Genomic DNA, 18706 nt, shown 5'->3' on the forward strand with positions numbered 1-18706 from the left:
GGGCGGCTGCGCATCGAGGGGCCGACCATGCCGGATGCCCTCGGGAAGATCGCGGAGACCATCCTCAACGACCCCGAGACCGCGGCGCACGCCAGCATCGTCGACCTCGCCGAGCGGTCGGGCACCTCCACGGCGACCGTGACCCGGTTCAGCCGCACGCTCGGCTTCAAAGGCTACGCCAACCTGCGGGTCGCCATCGCGACCGAGACCGGCCGCGCCGAGCAGGCCCGCTGGGAGACCGACATCAGCGGTGACATCGCGCCCGACGACCCCCTCGACGGGGTGCTCGACGTGATCACCGCCGCGGACACCAGGGCGATCCAGGCGACCGCCGCCGGCCTCGACGTCGCGCAGGTCGAGCGGGTCGCCGCGGCGATCGCCGGCGCCGGGCGGGTCGAGATCTTCGGGCTGGGCAGCAGCGGCACCGCCGGCCGGGAGATGGCCTTCCGGCTGGAGCGCATCCGCGTCCCGGTCTGGTACCGGTCGGACAGTCACACCGCGCTGACCAACGCCGCGCTGCTCGGCCCCGGCGACGTCGCGATCGGCCTGTCGCACTCCGGCCGCACCCGCGAGGCGATCGAGACCCTCGCCGAGGCCGCCGACCACGGCGCGCTGACGGTGGCGGTGACGTCGTTCGGCCGCTCGCCGCTCGCCGAGGTCGCCGACGTGGTGCTCACGACGTCGGTCCACGAGACCACCTTCCGCGTCGCGGCCCTCTCCGCACTGCACTCGCAACTGCTGGTCCTGGACCTCATCTACGTGGCGGTCGCGCAGCGCACCTATGAACGGACCGCCGAGGCCCTGGAGCTCACGGTGCGCGCTGTGGACGCGCACCGGGTGCCCGACACGAACAGCAACCGCAAGCGACCACGGAGGGAAAAGCCGCTGTGACCAGCATCAGAAGTGGGGACTACGTCGAGGTGATCCGCGCCGCCATCGACCGCGTCACCGGCAGCCAGGCCGACCAGGTGGCGCACGCCGCCGACCTGATGACCGCCACGTTGCAGGCCGGCGGGGTGATCCAGGCGTTCGGCTGCGGGCACTCCGAGGCCCTGGCGATGGAGATCGCCGGCCGCGCCGGAGGGCTGGTGCCGACCAACAGGATCGCCCTGCGCGACATCGTCCTCTACGGCGGCGACCCGTCGACCGTCCTCGCCGACCCGCAGCTGGAGCGCACGCCGAGCGTCGCGCACCGGCTCTACGACCTCGCCCCCGTCAAGCCCGACGACACCTTCGTCATCGCCTCCAACTCCGGCGTCAACGGCGCCGTGGTGGAGATGGCGCAGCTCGTCAAGCAGCGCGGGCACGCCCTCATCGCGATCACGTCGCTGGAGCACTCCTCGCGCGTCGACTCGCGGCACGAGAGCGGCATGAAGCTCAGCGACTTCGCCGACGTGGTCCTCGACAACGGGGCACCCTACGGCGACGCGTCGCTGCCCCTGCCGGGCGGCGGCGCGGTCGGCGCCGTCTCCTCGATCACCGCGGCCCTGCTGGCCCAGCAGATCGTCACCGAAGTGGTGGCGCGGCTGCTGGCACTCGGCGTCACGCCGCCGGTCTACCTGTCCGACAACGTTCCAGGCGGGCGGGAGCACAACGCAGCACTCGAAGCGCGGTACGCCGGGCGCATCCGGCGTACCGCTTAGGAGAGAAGGCCCAGTCATGAACCCATCACCCTTCGCCCAACCGTACCCGACAAGACGGACCGTCCTGCGCGCGGCAGCTGCGGCGAGCGTCACGCTTCCGCTGCTCAGTGCCTGTGTGACCAGCGGCAAGGGCGACGCCGCCAAGGCCGAGACCGGCGCGAAGAGCGCCACCAACCCGCTCGGCGTGAAGGAGGACGCGCCCCTGGAGGTCGTCATCTTCAAGGGCGGCTACGGCGACGACTACGCGAAGAAGGCCGAGGGCCTGTACACGTCTAAGTACCCGAAGGCCACGATCGACCACAAGGGCATCCAGAAGGTCGGCGAGGCGCTGCAGCCGCGCTTCGTCGCCAACACCCCGCCGGACGTCGTGGACAACACCGGCGCCGGCCGCCTCGACCTCGCCACGCTCGTCGGCGCGAAGCAGCTGTCGGACCTCAAGGACCTGCTGGAGGCGCCGTCGTTCGACGACCCGGCGGTCAAGGTCAAGGACACGCTGCTGCCGGGCGTCATCGAGGACGGCACCTTCGACGGCTCGACGCTCGTGCTCAACTTCACCTACACCGCGTGGGGTCTCTGGTACAGCAAGCCGCTGTTCGCCAGCAAGGGCTGGACGTACCCGAAGACCTGGGACGAGATGATGGCGCTCTGCGCCACGATCAAGGCCGCGGGCATCGCCCCCTGGACCTACCAGGGCAAGTACCCCGAGTACATGAACGACCCGCTGCTGACCATGGCGGCGAAGACCGGCGGCACCGACCTGCTCAAGGCCGTGGACAACCTGCAGCCGAACGCCTGGAAGTCCGACGCGTTCAAGGGCGCCGCCGAGGCGTTCGCGGAGCTCGCCGCGAAGGGCTACATAATGGCCGGCTCGGAGGCGCTGTCGCACACCGAGTCGCAGGCCGCCTGGTGCCAGGGCAAGGCCGCGTTCATCCCCTGCGGCTCCTGGCTCGAGGCCGAGCAGAAGGACGTCGCGCCCAAGGGATTCGACATGGTGATGGGCGCCGTGCCGGCCCGCACCGCCTCGGACAAGATGGGCGGCGCGGCGATCCAGGCCGCCAGCAGCGAGGCGTTCATCGTGCCGTCCAAGGCCAAGAACGTCGCCGGCGGCATGGAATACCTGCGGATCCTGTTCTCGAAGCAGTCGGCGAAGAGCTTCGCCGAGAGCGCCGGCACGCTGCCCGCGGTCGTCGGCGCCACCGACGGGCTCACCCTGTCCAGCGGTCTGGACTCCACCAGCGCCGCGGTGAAGGCCGCCGGCAAGGAGGCCTTCACGTTCCGCTTCCGCACCTGGTACGCGCCGCTGGCCAAGGCCGTCGACGACGCCACCGGCGAGCTGATCAACAAGCGGGCCACGCCGGCCGAGTGGGCCGACCGCATCCAGAAGGCCGCGGACGCCATCGCCAAGGACAGCTCCGTCAAGAAGTACACCCGCTGATGAAACACGGTCGGCTCCGGTTCCTCATCGGTGCGCTGCTGCCCGCGCTCGTGCTGCACGTCGTCTTCGTGCTGTCGCCGTACGGGCAGGCGTTCTACCTCTCGCTCACCGACTGGACCGGCGTGGCCGGCGAGGCGCACTTCGTCGGGGCGGGCAACTACGCCCGCCTCGGCGGCGACTCCCTCTTCCTGGACGCCGTGCGCAACAACGCGGTGATGCTGATCTGCGTGCCCCTGGTGACCATCGCGCTGGGTCTGTTCCTGGCCAGCATGCTGCACCTCGGCGGGAGCAGCGGCCGGTCGTCCATCCGCGGGGCGGGCGTCTATCAGATCGTCTACTTCTTCCCGCAGCTGCTGTCCCTCGTGGTCGTCGCGGTGCTGTGGGGGTTCGTCTACAACCCGACCAACGGCCTGCTCAACGGGGGGCTGCGGGCGGTCGGCCTGGACGGGCTGGCCCGCAGCTGGCTGGGCGATCCGCAGCTGGCGCTGCCGGCGGTGATGGCGGTGCTGATCTGGTCGTCGGTGGGCTTCTACATGGTGCTGTTCAGCGCGGCGATCGACGGCATCCCGAAGGAGCTCTTCGAGGCGGCGCTGCTCGACGGTGCCGGCCGATGGGCGACCTTCCGCAAGGTGACGCTGCCGCTGGTCCGCGACACCGTGCAGGTCGCGTTCGTCTACCTGAGCATCGGGGCGCTGGACGGGTTCGCGGTCGTGCAGGTCATGACCGCGGGGCCGGGCGGCCCCGACGGCGCGACCGAGGTCATCGGGCTCTCGCTCTACCGCAACGCCTTCACCTACGGCAAGTTCGGCTACGCCTCCGCGATGGGGGTCACCCTGTTCTTCGCCACCCTGACCCTCGCCGTGCTCGCGCTGCGCTCGGGACGTAAAGAACGGTTGGAGCTGTCGTGAAGCGCTTTCCGGTACACCTGGCGATGCTGGCGTGGGGCGTCGTCACCGCGCTGCCGCTGCTGTGGGCGATCGTCAGCTCCTTCAAGAAGGACAACGACATCCTCAACAGCCCCTGGTCGCTGCCCACGGATCCGCAGTGGGGCAACTGGGCCAGGGCGTGGAGCCAGGCGAACATCGGCCGGTACTTCTTCAACAGCGTGATCGTGGTGGGCGGGGGCGTGCTGCTGACGATGCTGCTCGGCTCGCTGGTCGCCTACGCCCTGGCGCGCTACGAGTTCCGCGGCAACCGGTTCATCTACTACGTGTTCGTCGCGGCCATGTTCTTCCCGGTGTTCCTGGCCCTGGTGCCGCTGTTCTTCGTCGTGCAGCAGCTCGGCCTGCTCGGCACCTACCAGGGGCTGATCCTGGTCTACGCCGCGTACGCGGTGCCCTTCACGGTCTTCTTCCTGCACGCGTTCTTCAAGACGCTCCCCACGGAGGTGGCGGAGGCGGCGTTCCTGGACGGCTGCTCGCACGGCGCGGTGTTCTTCCGCGTCATGCTGCCCATGGCCCGTCCCGGTCTCGTCGCCGTCGGCATCTTCAACTTCCTCGGGCTCTGGAACCAGTACCTGCTCCCGCTGGTCCTCAACCCCGACCCAGATCGGTATGTCCTGGCGCAGGGTTTGGCCGCCCTGTCGGTCAGTCAGGGGTATCGCAGCGACTGGAGCGGTCTGTTCGCCGGTCTCACCATCGCAATGCTGCCGGTGCTCATCGCCTACGTCGCGTTCCAACGGCACATCCGAGCCGGTATGACCGCCGGCGCGGTCAAGTAAGGTCCGTCAAACTCCTTTCCCCTCAAGGAGGACTGTGCCCATGTCCATTGGCAAACGTCGATCTCTGGCCACCGTCGCGGCCGGCGTCGCGCTGCTCGGTGCGGGAGGTGCCGTGGCCGTCACCGCGGCCACCGTCGGCACCGCCGCGGCCGCGGCGAACAACTGTGGCTACCTGTTCGACGACTTCAACTACAGCTCGTCGTCGGACCCCACGCTGACCAGTCACGGGTGGGTGCCGCGCACCTACGCCGGCGGTCCCGGCGTCCCCGGGGCCACCTGGTCCGCCAACAGCATCACCTTCCCGACCAACGGCGGTCAGAAGGTGCTCCAGCTGCAGGCCTCCACCGACGGCACCGGCGGCGGCACCAACCAGGCGGAGCTCTACTCCTCGCAGAAGCGCTACTTCGAGGGCACCTACGCGAGCCGGGTCCGCTTCACCGACACGCCCGTCAGCGGCAACGACGGCGACCACATCAACGAGACGTTCTTCACCATCAGCCCGCTCAACGGGAACATGGACCCGACCTACAGCGAGCTGGACATCTCGGAGTACCTGCCCAACGGCGGGTGGGGCGAGCAGGGCCCGATCAACTACCAGACGACCTGGTACACCTACCAGGCCGAGCCCTGGGTCGCCGACAACGTCCACTCGGAGCAGCGGCGCAGCTTCGACGGGTGGCACGACCTGGTGGTCACCGTCGCGAACGGGCACGTCATCTACTACATCGACGGCGTCCAGATGGGCGACCACTCCGGCAAGTTCTACCCCCGCCAGACGATGACCATCAACTGGAACCTCTGGTTCATCGACACGGCGGCACACACTGGTGGGATGTCGACCTACATCCAGCAGGTCGACTGGGTCCTGTTCGCCAAGAACCAGGTGCTCACGCCGGCCCAGGTGACCAGCCAGGCGGGCGCGTACCGCTCGGCCGGCAACGCCTTCACCGACACGGTCGACTCGGCCGGTCCGTGCGTGACGCCGACCGGCTCGGCCACGCCCACCACCTCCGCGTCACCGTCCAAGTCCCCGTCGGCGTCGCCGTCGGTCTCCACCCCTCCGGCCACCAGCTGCAACGCCGCACCGGAGTGGTCGATCGGCGCCGTCTACAACACGGGCCAGACCGTGAAGCACGAGAAGAGCAAGTACGGCGACCCGAACGGCCCCGCCTCGGGCCAGGGCAAGCACCTGTGGCGCGCCAAGTGGTGGACGCAGGGCTCCGAACCCGGCTGGACCGCCAACTGGGAAGACCTCGGCCACTGCTGAGTTAGGTACGCGACAGGGCGGGCACCGAATCACGGTGTCCGCCCTGCCGTGCCGGTCGGCGCCCGCTAGACGCCGCTCGCCCGGTCCAGCAGGAGGGCGCGTTCGCGCTCGTTGCGGGTCATCGACGCGGCTCGCTCCAGCTCCGCCCTCGCCTCGTCCCGGCGGCCGAGCTTGAGCAGGAAGTCGGCGCGGACGGTGGGCAGGAGGTGATAGCCGCGCAGCGACGGCTCCTCCAGCAGCGGGTCGAGGACGGCCAGGCCGGCCGCGGGGCCGTCGGCCATGGAGACGGCGACGGCCCGGTTCAGCTCGACGACCGGGGACGGGGGCAGCTCGGCGTACAGGGCGGCGATGCGGTGCCAGTCGGTGTCGGCGGCCGTGGCGGCGCGGGCGTGGCAGGCGGCGATCGCGGCCTGGAGGGTGTACGTGCCGCCGCCGAGGCGCTCCGCGGTCGACAGGGCGGCCAGGCCGCGGGTGATGAGGAGCCGGTCCCAGCGCGAGCGGTCCTGCTCCAGCAGCACGATCGGCTCGCCGGACGGGCCGGTGCGGGCCGCGGAGCGGGAGGCCTGGATCTCCATGAGCGCGAGCAGGCCGTGGACCTCGGGCTCGGCCGGCATCAGGCCGGCCAGGACGCGGCCGAGACGCATCGCCTCCTCGCACAGCGCCGGGCGCATCCAGTCGTCGCCGGCCGTGGCGGAGTAGCCCTCGTTGAAGATGAGGTAGATGACCTCCAGGACGGAGCCGAGCCGCGCCGTGCGGTCGGCGCCGGTGGGCAGCTCGAAGGGCACCCGCGCGTCGGCGAGGGTCTTCTTGGCCCGGCTGATGCGCTGGCCGGCGGTCGCACCCGGGACGAGGAAGGCGCGGGCGATCTCGTCGGTGGACAGGCCGCCGAGCACGCGCAGGGTCAGCGCCACCCGGGACTCGGCGGTGAGCGCCGGATGGCAGGCGGTGAAGATCAACCGGAGGAGGTCGTCCTCGATGGTGTCCTCGCCGATGGCCTCGAACTCGTCCTCGGCGGTCTCGGGGTGCAGCAGGTCGGGCATCCGGGCCTCGAACCGCTCCCGGCGCCTGATCTGGTCGATCGCCCGCCGTTTCGCGGTCGTCATCAGCCAGGCGCCGGGGTTGCGCGGCACGCCCTCGGCCGGCCACTGCTCCAGCGCCGCCAGGAGGGCGTCCTGGGCCAGCTCCTCAGCGAGGCCGACGTCACCGACCATGCGCGCGACCCCGGCGATGACCCTGGCCGCCTCGATCCGCCAGACCGCCTCGATCGCCTGGTGGGTGTCCGCTCGCGTCACGGCACCAACGTAGCGTCAGCCGAAGTCGGCGACCTTGCGGACCTCGACCTCGATCTCGATCTCGTCGAACAGCGCGGTGAAGCGCTGCGCCCACTCCACCGCCTCGGCGTGGTCGCGGACCTGCAGGATCGCGAACCCGGCGATGACCTCCTTCGCCTCGGCGAACGGCCCGTCGACCACGGTCTGCGTGCCGTTCTTGGCGCGGATCACCGCCGCGCCCTCCGAGCTCGGCCGCAGTCCCTCGGCCGCGAGCAGGACGCCCGCCTTGGTCACCTCGGTCATGAACCCGCCCATCCGGGCCAGGAACTCGGGCGTCGGCGACCAGGCGGCCGGGTCGGCGTCGTTGACCTTGTGCATCAGCATGTAGCGCATCGTGGATCTCCCTTGTCGTGGTCCAGCGTCTGTCAACGCGTCGAACGGCGGCCGCGGTTTTCGACACCGGCGCCGAACGAGAGTTCCGCCGCCGCGTCGCCGACCTCGCGGCGCAGGATCGGGTCGAGGGAGCGCTCGGCGAGCATGACCGAGGCGAGCCGTCGCGACCGGCCGGCGTACCGGGGGAACGCCTGCCGCACGATGAGCTTCGCGAACAACTGGTAGCGGCCGGACACCATCGCGGGCGCGTCGGCGAAGAAGCGCTCCACATAGGGGTCGGTGAGCTCCTCCTGGCCGTGCTGCCAGAAGCCGGCCGCGGCGGCCATCGCGATCCCGGCCCGCTCGTCGCGCACGATCAGCTCCCACGCCTCCGCCTTCGCGTCCGCGTCGGGCAGGGCGGCGCGGCACCTGGCGGCCTTCTCGGCGCCGCGGGTGCCGGGGTCGCGCCGGGACTCCGCGGTGACGTCGGCCGCGGACGCGGCGCCGAGCGCGGCGAGCCGGGCGAGCGCGTCCCAGCGCAGATCCTGGCTGACGACGAGGCCCGTGGCGCCGGTGGGCGCGGGCAGCAGCGGCGAGGACGCGGGGGCCGCCACGCCGGTGAGCACCGAGACCGGGGTGGGGGCGAGCCAGTCGGCGAGCGTCGGGACGTGCGGCGGCCCGGCGACCGTCGTCAGCGCGGTCGCGAGCGCGACCTGCCGCCCGCTGCCCGGCGCCGCCGCCGACAGGGCCGCGGCGCAGATCGCGGCGAGCGGGCCGAAGTCGACGAGCCCGCGCCGGGCGAGGTCGTCCCGGGCGTACGCGAGGACCTCGACCAGCACGCTCGTCTCCGGCTCGCCGGCCAGCGCGGCCTCCAGCAGGGTGAGGAACGCCTCGGGGGACAGCTCGCCCTCGCCGGCGGCGTCCATCGCCGCGGTCCACAGCAGCGCCCGCGCGTGGGGGTCGGCGATCGCGGGCAGGACGGATGGCAACGCCGCCAGGCTGGCGGGGTCGAGGAGCACCTTCGCGTAGGTGTCGTCGACGAGCAGCACGCCGCCCGGCGGCAGGCCGGACCGCCCGTCCGCCGCGACGGACCCGCCGTCGAGGGTGACGGGGACGTCCCGGACGCGTGCGCCGTGACGGTCGTACACCGTGATCCGGAACCGGTGCGGCCGCAGCGGCGCGCCGGTCTGCTCGACGGTCAGGCCCGACGGCCCGGGCACCGGGCGCAACGTGTTGAACCCGGTGCTGCGCAGCCACAGGTCGGCCCAGCCGTCGAGGTCGGTGCCCGCCACCGAGCCCAGCACGGCAAGGAAGTCGGCGAGGCCGGCGTTGCCGAAGCGGAAGCGCTCGAAGTAGGCGCGGAGCCCGGCGAGGAACACGTCGTCGCCGAGGAGCGCCGACAGCTGCCGCAGCGCCGCGGCACCCTTGGCGTAGGAGATGCCGTCGAAGTTGAGGAACGCGGCGGCGGTGTCGGCGACGTCGTCGGGCGCGACCGGGTGCGTGGAGGGCCGCCGGTCGGCGAGCATGCCCCAGCGCTCGCGCCACGCCGCGAAGTCCGCGGCGGCGCCGGGGTGGCGGCCGGTCTCGGCGGCGACCCGCCACCCCATCAGCTCGGCGAACGCCTCGTTGAGCCAGATGTCGTCCCACCACCGCAGGGTGACGAGGTCGCCGAACCACATGTGCGCCAGCTCGTGCGCCATGACCACGAAGCGGCGCAGCCGGTCGTAGTCGGTGGCCACGGTCCGGAAGAGGAACTCCTCCTTGAACGTGACCAGGCCCGGGTTCTCGACCGCGCCGCCCGGGAAGTCGGGGATGAACGCCTGGTCGTACTTGCCGAACGCGTATCGCACGCCGAAGAGCTCGTGGTAGCGGTCGAGGTTCGCGGCCGTGGCGGCGAACAGCTCGCCGGCGTCGGCGTCCAGGTGCGGCGCGAGGGACCGGCGGCAGAGCAGGCCGAGCGGGATGCCGTCGTGTTCGGCGGTACGGACGTGCCACGGCCCGGCGAGCACGGTGAAGAGGTACGGCGCGATCGGCGGGGTCGGCTCGAAGGCCCACACGCCGTCGCGGGCCTGGCGCAGCGGCGCGTTGCCGTGCACCGTCCACTGTGGAGGTGCGGTGACGGTCAGCGTGACGGGCGCCTTCAGGTCGGGCTGGTCGAAGCAGGCGAAGATGCGCTGCGCCTCGTCGAGCGGCGCCTGCCCGTACAGGTAGACCTCGCCGTCCTCGGGGTCGACGCTGCGGTGCAGCCCTTCACCGGTCCGCGAGTAGGCCGCCGAGAACGTCACCTCGAGCCGGTTGGCGGCGCGCAGGCCGGACAGCGGCAGCCGGTTGCCGTCCAGCGTGGCCGGGTCCAGGGTCCGCCCGTTGAGGACGATCCGCTCCGGCCGGACGTCTTTCATCTCCACGAAGGTGGCGGCGCCGGGTGAGGTGCAGGCGAAGTCGACGACGGTGCGGGAGACGTACGTGGCGGGGTCGGTGACGTCGAGGGAGACCGCGTATCCCCCGACGCGGACGAGTGCGGCTCGGGTCTGCGCCTCGACCCGGGTCAGGGCGCGGCTCGGGCTGATCATTCCCCGACGCTACCCGGACCGCGGCGGCGCAATGCGCCTACTCGGCCCGCGACAACGACAGTTCGCGCGGGTCCGGACCGGCGGCGGTGGCGGTCGCCCCGGGGGCCACCCGGCCGGCGAGCAGCGCGCCGGCGACCGCCGGCAGCAGCGCGATCAGGAACGCGGCGACGTAGGCGACCGGCCCGGCCGTGACGAGCGTGGCGAACACCGCCCCGCCGACCGCGAGCACCACCGTCGTCAGCAGCGAGTCGGCGACCGACAGGGCGGAGCTGTTGACGCCCTGCTCGTCGGCCCGGGACAGCTGCAGGACCAGCGTGGACGCCGTCGGGGACGCCAGCCCCATGCCGAACCCGGCGACGCACCAGCCGGCCACGACCGCCGCGACGGGGACGGCCGGCGCGACCAGCGCGACCGCCGACAGCACGCCGAGCGCGATCGCCGACAGACCGGTCCGCAGCCGCGCGGCGGGGCTGAAGCGCTGACCCTGGCGGGCCTGGATCCACGAGCCGGCGGACCACAGCAGCGCCCCGGCGGTGAGGGTGAGCCCGGCCAGCGACGGGGTGAGGCCGCGCTCGCGGGTGAGCAGCAGCGGGATGAACACGTCGGCCTGCATGAACGCGGCGCCGGCGAGCCCGCGGACGAGGATGACGCTCGGCAGGCCGCGGCGGGCGCCGAACGTGCCGGCCGGCACCAGCCGCGGTCCGCAGACGGCGACCAGCAGCAGCCCGCCGGCCACGAGGGCGAGCCCGCCGTGCTGGCCGCCCCAGTGCAGCAGCAGCACACCCGCCGCGACGCCGGCCGCCCACGGGAGGCGGACGCCCGCCCGGGCGCCCGGCGTGCCGGGGGTGCCGCCGATCCGGCGCAGGTGCGGGCCGATCACCGCGACGACGGGCAGGGTCGCGATCGCGATCAGCAGGAAGACCCAGCGCCAGCCGAGGTGCTCGACGATGAGCCCGGCGATGGCCGGGCCGACCACGGCGGGCAGGACCCACGCGGCGGACAGCGCGGAGAAGACGCGCGGGTGCGCCGACGCGGGGTACGCCCGCCCGACGACCACGTAGAGCGCCACGGTGATGAGCCCGCCGCCGAACCCCTGGACGAGACGGCCGGCGATGAGCGTCCAGATGCCGGTGGCGAGGCCGGCGCCGAGCAGCCCGAGGCAGAACAGCACGACGCCGGCGAGGATCGGGCGGGCCGGGCCGCGCCGGTCGCACCAGGTGCCGGCGGCGACGGTGGCGACGATCCCGGTCGCGAACGGCCCGCCGAACGCGAATCCGTAGAGGGCGAGGCCGTCGAGGGCCTGGGCGACGGTCGGCATGGCCGCCGTCACGGCCACCGCCTCGAAGGCGACGAACGTGACCAGCGTGACCATGCCGACCGTGAGCGCGTTGCGTTTCTGCACCTCGTCACGGTGCAACTTCAACAGCGGTTGAGGTCAACCCAGCGGCGCCGCCACCACCCACGTGGTGTCGGCCACGTAGTTGGCCGGGTTGTCCGACGGCCGGGCGCCGCCATTGGACGCGATCCACAGCTCGCTGTTGTAGTGCCGCAGGTACATGTCCGGGAAGTTGTACGACTGGAACCGCACCCCGGCCTTGGCGCAGAAGGTCGCGTCGGCGTTGAAGACCGCGGAGCCGTCGCTCGCCGCGAGCTTGACCCGGTAGTCGTTGTGGCGCAGGTACCGGCCGGGGAAGTTGCGCGACTCGAAGGAGTAGCAGCTGTTGTCGGCCAGGCCCGGCACCACGTCGAACGTGGCGTCCTGCCGGTCCAGCACCGGCGAGGAGGCGCTGATCTGGCTCAGCACGCCGAGGCTGGACTGGTGCCGCACGTACCGGTCGGTGAAGCCGGGCGTGGTGGCCCGCAGCGAGTGGAAGCCGCCGGTGACGGCGACGCCGGCGGTCCGGGTGGCGACGTGGGTGAGGCCGCTGCCGCCGCTCAGGGTGGTGGGCACGACGTGGTCGCCGACGGTGGTGCCGAACATCTTCTGCACGTGGTAGGACGGCGAGCCGTAGGAGCTGACGGCGTTGAAGCCGATCAGGTTCGACGACCACTGCCAGTCGTCGACCGAGGTGAGCGCCGGGGCGTAGGCGGCGCCCATGACCAGTCCTCGTTGGCGGTCGACACCGGCGCGCCCGGGCCGGTGGTGAGCGTGGTGGTGAACTTCTGCCAGCCGATGCCGAGGCCGGAGAGGCTCGACGTAGCGTGGACAGCACCGCCGGTGCTCTCGATGGTGACCGTGAGCGGACCGGTGAAGCCGGCGGTGGCCCGCGCCCAGAAGGCGACCTGGTAGGTGGTCGAGGGCCGGACGCCGATGCCGTAGAAGCCGCCGTTGGCGGCGCCGACGCGCTGCCCGGGGCCGTTGCCGGTGACGGTGAGGCGCAGGGCGCGCTGGTTGGCCGCGTTGAGCGGCCCGGCGGTGTCGGCGGCGATGCTGCCGGTGCCACCACCGGCGGTGACCAGCGACCACGACGAGAGCGGGTTGGCGGTGCCCTCCTTCATGGTGCCGTTGCGGACCACGTTGGCGAGCAGTCCGCCCTCCATCGAGTGGTTGATGTCCTCGATGATGTGGCCGAACTGGTAGGGCCCGACGCCGTGGTGGTGTGGTCGGCGTCGACGGTAAGCGTGGCGGCGGCGGCGAAGGCGGGCGTGACGACCGACACCACGACCGTCAATGTTATCGCTAACAGCAGCGGCAACGGATCTTGACCATGCGAGGAGCTCCTGGATTGCCGGCGGGCAACGCGGTCGGCCTGGAGGCGGTCCCACATCCAGTCAAGACCCTGGATGTTAACGCTCACTTCCCGGGACGCATTTCATCGCCCGTTGACATGCGCCGGCAATCAGGGTCAACATGTGTTGGCCAACAGTTGTTGACATCGACGAGGAGGATGCCATGAAAACCGTCGTCGTCGGCGCCGGGCCGACCGGGCTGCTGCTCGCTGGGGACCTCGCCGCCGCGGGCACCGACGTGACCGTCCTGGAGCGGCGCACCAGCGAGTCCAACCTGACCAGGGCGTTCGGCGTGCACGCGCGGACCCTGGAGCACCTCGACGCCCGCGGGCTCGCCGACGAGCTCATCGCGACCGGGACGCCGGTGTCGAGGCTGCGGCTGTTCAACCGCGTGCGGGTCGACCTCGGCGTGCTGCCGACCCGCTTCCCGTTCCTGCTGATCACCCCGCAGTACCACGTGGAGCGGCTGCTGGAGCGGCGGGCGCTGGACCTGGGCGCCCGCATCGTGCGCGGCGCGACGGTCACCGGGCTGCGCGGGGACGCGGTCCTGACCGAGGACGGGGCCCACCCCGCCGACTACGTCGTGGGCGCCGACGGCGTGCACAGCGCCGTGCGCGAGGCGATCGGCATGCCGTTCCCCGGCAAGGCGGTGCTGCGCTCGATCATGCTCGCCGACGTGCGGCTCACCGACGCGCCGCGGGACGTGCTCGCGGTCAACGCCGTCGGCGACGCGTTCGCGTTCGTCGCGCCGTTCGGCGACGGGTGGTTCCGCGTCTTCTGCTGGGACCGGCTCGCGCAGCGGCCCGACAGCGCGCCGCTGGAGCTCGAGGAGGTCCGCGACGTGACCCGCCGGGCGCTCGGCACCGACTTCGGCATGCGGGAGGCGCGCTGGCTGTCGCGCTTCCACAGCGACGAGCGGCAGGTGCCGCAGTACCGGCAGGGCAACGTCTTCCTCGCCGGGGACGCCGCCCACGTGCACTCCCCGGCGGGCGGCCTGGGCATGAACACCGGCCTGCAGGACGCGGCGAACCTGAGCTGGAAGCTGGCCGCGGTCGCGCGGGGGTGGGCCCCCGACGGGCTCCTCGACACGTACCAGAGCGAGCGGCACCCGGTCGGCGAGCTGGTGCTGCGCAGCAGCGGCGGGCTGATCCGCCTCGCGATGCTGCATTCCCGCGCCGCGCGGGCCGGCCGCAACCTGCTCGGCGGGGCGCTGCTGCACGTGCCGACGATCATGCGCAAGGCCGCCGGCACGGTGTCCGGCATCGGGATCGACTACCCCGACGCGCCCCGACAGCCCGACGTGCTCCTTCCTCCGGATTCGCGCCTGTACGAGCTGCTGCGGGCCGGACGGCACGTCCTGCTCGCACCCTCGGCGCCGGTCGGTTACGACGACCGTTTGACGTACGCGTCGAACGACCGTTTTGTCCTCGTCCGGCCCGATGGCCACACCGCCTGGACCGGCACAGAGCGGGAGCTTCCGGTCGCGCTGCGGCGCCACCTGGGCCCGCCACGGTGATCCGCGACACCCCCCGTCCACATTGCTCTTGACATGGGAGCGGTGATCCATGTGTCATGCCCGTCACAGAGCGGCTCTCGTTGGGTTGCCGCCGACGCCGGACCGCCGCCGCGGGCCCGGCGGCGGCGCACACGGGGACGACGGACGCGCCTGCGAGACGTGCCGGGCCCCGCGCCGCCACGGGGGGCCCGGCACCTCGCTTGTCCTGGTTGTGGCCCGGCCTCGCTTGTTCTAGTTGTGGCCCGGCCTCGCTTGTTCTAGTTGTGGCCCGGCCTCGCTTGTTCTAGTTGTGGCCCAGCCTCGGCTTGTCGCCCTCGCGCTCGACCACCACGAACTGGCCCATCATCCCCTCGTCCTCGTGCCGCAGGACGTGGCAGTGGAACATGTACGCCGTCGTCGGGTCGGCGTAGTCGGCGAACGCGGCGATCACCGAGTAGCGCCGGCCGGGCTGCAGGAACAGGGTGTCCTTCCAGCCGCCGAGCTCCGGCGGGGGCGCGGCGCCGTCGACCGACAGCACCTGGAACTGCACGTCGTGGATGTGGAAGCTGTGCGGGGTGTCGTGCCCGTTGGCGACGTTCCAGACCTCGGTGGTGTCCTTGACGACGACGGCGTCCACCCGGTCCATGTCCATCCCGTCGTCGTTGATGTCGCGGCCCTGGAACGTGAAGGTCCGCCGCTGCGCCGCCAGCTTCGGGTCCAGCCGCTGGATGTCGGCGAGCTTCTCCGGCAGCGTCCCGGCCTTCAGGTCGCCGGCCGCCCGCAGCTGCAGCACGTCGAACGAGTCGCGGCCGCCGTGGAACCTGCCGAGGCCGGTCGCCCGGCTGCGCAGCTCGACCCGCTCCCCCGGTCGCATCGCGACGACGACCTCGGCCCGCTCCCCCACCGACAGCCGCACGTGATCGGTCCTGTACGGCGCGGCGAGCAGCCCGCCGTCCGTGCCGATCATCGTGAGCGGGCGGCCGTCGGACATCGTGAAGTCGTACACCCGCGCCGTCGACGCGTTGAGCAGCCGCAGCCGCACCAGTGTGGTCCGCACGTCCAGGAACGGGCCCCGGGTGCCGTTGACGAGGATCTCGTCGCCGAGGATGCCCACGTCGCTGCCGAACCGGTCGCTCATGCTCAGCTGGTCACCGTCGAAACCCTTGTCCTGCACGACGACCGGGACGTCGTCGACGCCGTACTCGTGCGGCAGCCCGGCCGGCTGCTGGTCGTCGTCCAGGATGAACAGGCCGGCGAGGCCGCGGTAGACCTGCCGCTCGGTGCGGTCACTGGGGTGCGGGTGGTACCAGAGCGTCGCCGCCGGCTGGTCGACCGTCCACGCTGCCTGGTAGTCGCTGCCGGGCGGGATCGGGTGGTGCGGCCCGCCGTCGACCTTCGCCGGCAGGTGCATCCCGTGCCAGTGCACGGTCGTCGGCTCGTTGAGCCGGTTGTGCACGTTGACCGCGACCCGCTCGCCCCGCGCGGCCCGCAGGGTCGGGCCGAGGTAGCTGCCGTTGTATCCCCAGGTGCGGGTGTTCGCGCCGTGGCCGAGGTCGCTGGCGCCGGGCTGCGCGGTCAGGTCGAAGACCCGGGTGCCGTCCGCGCCGACGGTCGACGGCGCGAGCGGCGGGATCTTGAGCGGCCGGTCGAACGCGACCTTGCCCACGGTGTCCACGGCCGTGCCGGACACCAGCCAGACGACGGCGGCGACGCCACCCCCGCAGAGCAGGAGCAGCAGGCCCAGCCCACCGAGAAGCCACTTGCGCACCGTCGTCCCCTCACCGTTCGCCGTCATAGGTAGCTCTGCTACATGTAGCTTCGCTGCTCACGGCGGTCCCCACATCGGGGAAAACCTCAGGGACAACCCCCAATCGCACCGTCCCGGGCTCCGCGATACTTGGCGGGTGGTTATCGACGCGTACGTGACCTCGCTCGGCGCCGCGCTGCGCGGCCCGCGCGCGGCGAAGCGGGAGTTGCTGACCGAGGTGCGCGACAGCCTGCACGACGCCGCCGCGCACCACGAGTCGGCCGGCCTGCCGGCCTCGGCCGCGGCGCGGCTGGCCGTCGACGAGTTCGGCACGGTCCGCGAGCTCGCCGCGGACTACCAGCGCGAGCTGGCGCTGCTGCAGGCCCGCCGGACCGCCCTCCTCGTCGCCGGCGCCGTCGCCGCCCAGCAGGTGATCTCCGAGGTGGCGTGGCGGTCCGCGGCCACCGGCTGGTCGTGGCAGCCGAGCTGGGGATACATGGTCCTCGCCCGCACCGTCGACTACGCCGGCTACTCCGTCGTGCTCCTCGGCCTGCTCGCCGCCGTCGCCTGCGGGGCCGGCAGCCGCTTCGTCAGCGTCGGCGGCGGCTTCGCCCGCGCGACGGGGATGGCGGCGATCGCCGTCTGCGCGTTCTTCGTCCTCGGCGGGACGGCCCTGTCGGCGCTGAGCCCCACCTGGCACGCCACGACGTCCGCCAGCCTGTCCCCGCCGGCGCTCGCCGCGGCGATCATCACCACCGCGACGCCGGTGTGGATGGTGTATTCGGGGCTGCGCTGCCTGCGGGCCGCCGCCCCGACGCGGTCAGCCCTGGGCCGGCACCCGGTCCAGGAAGCCTAGGACCTGGTTGATCCGGCCGTCCGCGGCGACCGTGACCACGTCGAAGCCCGCGACCGGCGCCTCCTGTCCCGGCAGCCCCATCTCCCAGCCGAACCGCGCCTGGTCGTGGTGGCCGTCGACGGCGCCGAGCGGGGTGATGACGAAGCCCGGGAACTGGGCCTGCACGCCGCCGATCATCCAGTCGATCTCCGACTGGCCGCGGGCCGCCGCCATCGGGTCGACGAACGTCACGTCCTCGGTGAACAGCGCGTCGATCGCCACCCGGCGGGCCTGCGGGTCCGTCTCGTTCCACACCTCGATGTACCGCTTGACGATGCTCTCGTAGTCGCTCATGCCGTCCAGCCTGCCGACGCCCGCGCCCCCGGTCGATTCCCCGCGAGGTAATGGCCACGCTTCCGTCCGGGTTCGTACCATCGCCGCATGACCGGTTCGAAGCGGAGCGGAGGGCCGGGCATCATGAGCGCAGGTTTCAGTCAGGCCGGCGCCGGAGCACAGCGGAGGTGACGGCATGACGCAACCTGTGGGGGTGTTGCTCCGGGAATGGCGGGAGCGGCGCAGGCTGAGCCAGCTCGAGCTGTCGATCCAGGCGGAGATCTCGACCCGGCACCTGAGCTTCGTCGAGACCGGCCGCTCCAAGCCGACCAGCGCGATGATCCTGCGCCTCACCGAGCACCTGGAGGTCCCGCTGCGGGACCGCAACGCGCTGCTGCTCGCCGGCGGCTACGCGCCCGCGTACCCGGAGGGCGGGCTCGACGCGCCGCAGCTGCGGGCGGTGCGGGCGTCGCTGCGGCAGGTGCTGACCGGGCACGAGCCGTTCCCGGCCGTGGTGGTGGACCGGCTGTGGACGATGCTCGACGCCAACGCGCCCGTCCACCGGCTGGTCGCGGGGGTGGCGCCGGCGCTGCTGGAGCCGCCGGTCAACGTGCTGCGCCTGTCGCTGCACCCGGACGGGCTCGCGCCGCGGATCGTCAACCTCGCCGAGTGGCGGGCGCACCTGCTGGGCCGGCTGGACCGCCAGGCCCGCACCACCGGCGACCCCGCGCTGTCCGACCTGCTGGCGGAGCTGTCGGCGTACCCGGGCGGCGACGGCCCCGCGCCCGCCCCGCACGACGTCGTGGTGCCGCTGCGGATCCGCCAGGACGGCGTCGAGCTGCGGTTCTTCAGCATCACCGCGGTGTTCGGCTCGCCGCTGGACGTCACCGTCGCGGAGCTCGCCATCGAGTCGTTCTTCCCCGCCGACGCGGCCACCGCCACGGCGCTCGGCACGGCGCTCGGCGCCGCCTGACGGTGGCACGTTTCTGGGATTCGACGAAGTGCGGCCGGCCGTAACGTCATATGCATCGCAAGGCCACACCGAAGAACTTCCCACACCAGAAGGAGCACCAAATGAGCGAGTACGACGGCGGCACCGACTACGGTCACGTCGAGACCGGCGAGAACCACGAGGCGCTGGACCAGCTGCACCAGGTCGACGCCAGCGAGAACAACTACGACTCGCAGTTCAACGTCTACGAGCAGGACCACGCGTCGGCCGAGAACACCAGCTTCGACCAGGGCCACCACATGTCCTACACCGACCCGAGCGGCGCGCAGTACGAGG

18 protein-coding genes and 1 pseudogene are annotated in these 18706 nt (G+C 72.2%); 11 read left to right on the forward strand and 8 right to left on the reverse strand.

Annotation, left to right across the window (positions count from 1 at the left end; genetic code table 11):
* The first annotated feature begins 27 nt into the window (after positions 1-27).
* The 6 genes from AB0I21_RS46045 to AB0I21_RS46070 are packed head-to-tail and all read left to right on the forward strand — an operon-like array spanning position 28 to position 6065.
* The gene (locus tag AB0I21_RS46045; RefSeq protein ID WP_344510463.1) at positions 28-891 is read left to right on the forward strand and encodes a MurR/RpiR family transcriptional regulator; all 864 of its coding nucleotides are present in this window, start codon (positions 28-30) and stop codon (positions 889-891) included.
* A 29-nt stretch (positions 892-920) separates the two neighbouring features.
* Positions 921-1643: an SIS domain-containing protein gene (locus AB0I21_RS46050; protein ID WP_360570586.1), complete on the forward strand. Its 723-nt coding sequence runs from the start codon at positions 921-923 to the stop codon at positions 1641-1643.
* A gap of 16 nt (positions 1644-1659) precedes the next feature.
* Complete coding sequence (gene ngcE, locus AB0I21_RS46055; RefSeq protein WP_360570557.1) at positions 1660-3078, forward strand: N-acetylglucosamine/diacetylchitobiose ABC transporter substrate-binding protein; 1419 nt, start codon at positions 1660-1662, stop codon at positions 3076-3078.
* Positions 3078-3986 (forward strand): sugar ABC transporter permease, encoded by a 909-nt coding sequence (locus AB0I21_RS46060; RefSeq protein WP_360570559.1) that lies wholly within the window; start codon positions 3078-3080, stop codon positions 3984-3986. Before ngcE ends, AB0I21_RS46060 begins: the two co-directional genes overlap by 1 nt.
* Before the next feature lie 23 nt (positions 3987-4009).
* Positions 4010-4798: a carbohydrate ABC transporter permease gene (locus tag AB0I21_RS46065; RefSeq protein WP_360570588.1), complete on the forward strand. Its 789-nt coding sequence runs from the start codon at positions 4010-4012 to the stop codon at positions 4796-4798.
* A 40-nt stretch (positions 4799-4838) separates the two neighbouring features.
* Positions 4839-6065, forward strand: coding sequence for a glycosyl hydrolase (locus AB0I21_RS46070; RefSeq protein ID WP_360570561.1), 1227 nt, complete (start codon positions 4839-4841; stop codon positions 6063-6065).
* A gap of 65 nt (positions 6066-6130) precedes the next feature.
* Here the strand turns inward: AB0I21_RS46070 and AB0I21_RS46075 are convergent, their stop codons facing one another.
* The 6 genes and pseudogenes from AB0I21_RS46075 to AB0I21_RS46100 all read right to left on the reverse strand — a co-directional run bounded on the left by AB0I21_RS46075 (position 6131) and on the right by AB0I21_RS46100 (position 12819).
* Positions 6131-7357 carry an RNA polymerase sigma factor gene (locus AB0I21_RS46075; RefSeq protein WP_360570563.1) on the reverse strand — a complete coding sequence of 409 codons (1227 nt, stop codon included), beginning with the start codon at positions 7355-7357 and terminating at the stop codon, positions 6131-6133.
* Positions 7358-7372: 15 nt separating this feature from the next.
* Positions 7373-7729, reverse strand: coding sequence for a YciI family protein (locus AB0I21_RS46080; RefSeq protein ID WP_360570590.1), 357 nt, complete (start codon positions 7727-7729; stop codon positions 7373-7375).
* A 46-nt stretch (positions 7730-7775) separates the two neighbouring features.
* Positions 7776-10278, reverse strand: a pseudogene (gene pepN / locus AB0I21_RS46085) (aminopeptidase N); the annotation flags it as partial.
* A gap of 37 nt (positions 10279-10315) precedes the next feature.
* The gene (locus tag AB0I21_RS46090) at positions 10316-11680 is read right to left on the reverse strand and encodes an MFS transporter (protein ID WP_360570565.1); all 1365 of its coding nucleotides are present in this window, start codon (positions 11678-11680) and stop codon (positions 10316-10318) included.
* Between the two features lie 33 nt (positions 11681-11713).
* Positions 11714-12376 (reverse strand): AbfB domain-containing protein, encoded by a 663-nt coding sequence (locus AB0I21_RS46095; protein ID WP_360570566.1) that lies wholly within the window; start codon positions 12374-12376, stop codon positions 11714-11716.
* Complete coding sequence (locus AB0I21_RS46100; RefSeq protein WP_360570568.1) at positions 12313-12819, reverse strand: carbohydrate binding domain-containing protein; 507 nt, start codon at positions 12817-12819, stop codon at positions 12313-12315. The genes AB0I21_RS46095 and AB0I21_RS46100 overlap by 64 nt, the downstream gene beginning before the upstream one ends.
* Before the next feature lie 3 nt (positions 12820-12822).
* On the opposite strand from AB0I21_RS46100, the gene AB0I21_RS46105 reads away from it, so the two are divergent.
* Positions 12823-12984 (forward strand): hypothetical protein, encoded by a 162-nt coding sequence (locus AB0I21_RS46105; RefSeq protein WP_360570570.1) that lies wholly within the window; start codon positions 12823-12825, stop codon positions 12982-12984.
* Positions 12985-13171: 187 nt separating this feature from the next.
* Positions 13172-14524: an FAD-dependent monooxygenase gene (locus AB0I21_RS46110; protein WP_360570572.1), complete on the forward strand. Its 1353-nt coding sequence runs from the start codon at positions 13172-13174 to the stop codon at positions 14522-14524.
* A 283-nt stretch (positions 14525-14807) separates the two neighbouring features.
* Here the strand turns inward: AB0I21_RS46110 and AB0I21_RS46115 are convergent, their stop codons facing one another.
* The gene (locus tag AB0I21_RS46115; protein ID WP_360570574.1) at positions 14808-16271 is read right to left on the reverse strand and encodes a multicopper oxidase domain-containing protein; all 1464 of its coding nucleotides are present in this window, start codon (positions 16269-16271) and stop codon (positions 14808-14810) included.
* 136 nt (positions 16272-16407) lie between these two features.
* On the opposite strand from AB0I21_RS46115, the gene AB0I21_RS46120 reads away from it, so the two are divergent.
* On the forward strand, positions 16408-17106 hold the full coding sequence (locus AB0I21_RS46120; protein WP_360570576.1) for a permease prefix domain 1-containing protein: 699 nt from the start codon (positions 16408-16410) through the stop codon (positions 17104-17106).
* Here AB0I21_RS46120 and AB0I21_RS46125 read toward each other — a convergent pair.
* A complete protein-coding gene (locus tag AB0I21_RS46125; protein WP_360570578.1) occupies positions 17071-17439 on the reverse strand; it encodes a nuclear transport factor 2 family protein in 369 nt (122 codons plus the stop codon). The genes AB0I21_RS46120 and AB0I21_RS46125 overlap by 36 nt on opposite strands.
* A 175-nt stretch (positions 17440-17614) precedes the next feature.
* Between AB0I21_RS46125 and AB0I21_RS46130 the strand changes: the two genes are divergently transcribed.
* Positions 17615-18391, forward strand: coding sequence for a helix-turn-helix transcriptional regulator (locus AB0I21_RS46130; protein WP_360570580.1), 777 nt, complete (start codon positions 17615-17617; stop codon positions 18389-18391).
* A 101-nt stretch (positions 18392-18492) separates the two neighbouring features.
* On the forward strand, positions 18493-18706 hold a 214-nt coding region (locus tag AB0I21_RS46135), incomplete at its 3' end, for a hypothetical protein (protein ID WP_360570582.1).

This window comes from Dactylosporangium sp. NPDC050588, from assembly GCF_040654975.1.
In the GTDB taxonomy this organism is placed as follows: Bacteria; Actinomycetota; Actinomycetes; order Mycobacteriales; family Micromonosporaceae; genus Dactylosporangium; species Dactylosporangium maewongense.

What these genes read in the sequence shown, in the direction of transcription:
- AB0I21_RS46065 (WP_360570588.1), top strand. Translation starts at nt 4,010, where the DNA reads ATGCTGGCGTGGGGCGTCGTCACCGCGCTGCCGCTGCTGTGGGCGATC.
- AB0I21_RS46060 (WP_360570559.1), top strand. Translation starts at nt 3,078, where the DNA reads ATGAAACACGGTCGGCTCCGGTTCCTCATCGGTGCGCTGCTGCCCGCG.
- AB0I21_RS46125 (WP_360570578.1), bottom strand. Translation starts at nt 17,439, where the DNA reads ATGAGCGACTACGAGAGCATCGTCAAGCGGTACATCGAGGTGTGGAAC.
- AB0I21_RS46070 (WP_360570561.1), top strand. Translation starts at nt 4,839, where the DNA reads ATGTCCATTGGCAAACGTCGATCTCTGGCCACCGTCGCGGCCGGCGTC.
- AB0I21_RS46110 (WP_360570572.1), top strand. Translation starts at nt 13,172, where the DNA reads ATGAAAACCGTCGTCGTCGGCGCCGGGCCGACCGGGCTGCTGCTCGCT.
- ngcE (WP_360570557.1), top strand. Translation starts at nt 1,660, where the DNA reads ATGAACCCATCACCCTTCGCCCAACCGTACCCGACAAGACGGACCGTC.
- AB0I21_RS46045 (WP_344510463.1), top strand. Translation starts at nt 28, where the DNA reads ATGCCGGATGCCCTCGGGAAGATCGCGGAGACCATCCTCAACGACCCC.
- AB0I21_RS46080 (WP_360570590.1), bottom strand. Translation starts at nt 7,729, where the DNA reads ATGCGCTACATGCTGATGCACAAGGTCAACGACGCCGACCCGGCCGCC.
- AB0I21_RS46100 (WP_360570568.1), bottom strand. Translation starts at nt 12,819, where the DNA reads ATGGAGGGCGGACTGCTCGCCAACGTGGTCCGCAACGGCACCATGAAG.
- AB0I21_RS46095 (WP_360570566.1), bottom strand. Translation starts at nt 12,376, where the DNA reads ATGGGCGCCGCCTACGCCCCGGCGCTCACCTCGGTCGACGACTGGCAG.
- AB0I21_RS46130 (WP_360570580.1), top strand. Translation starts at nt 17,615, where the DNA reads ATGACGCAACCTGTGGGGGTGTTGCTCCGGGAATGGCGGGAGCGGCGC.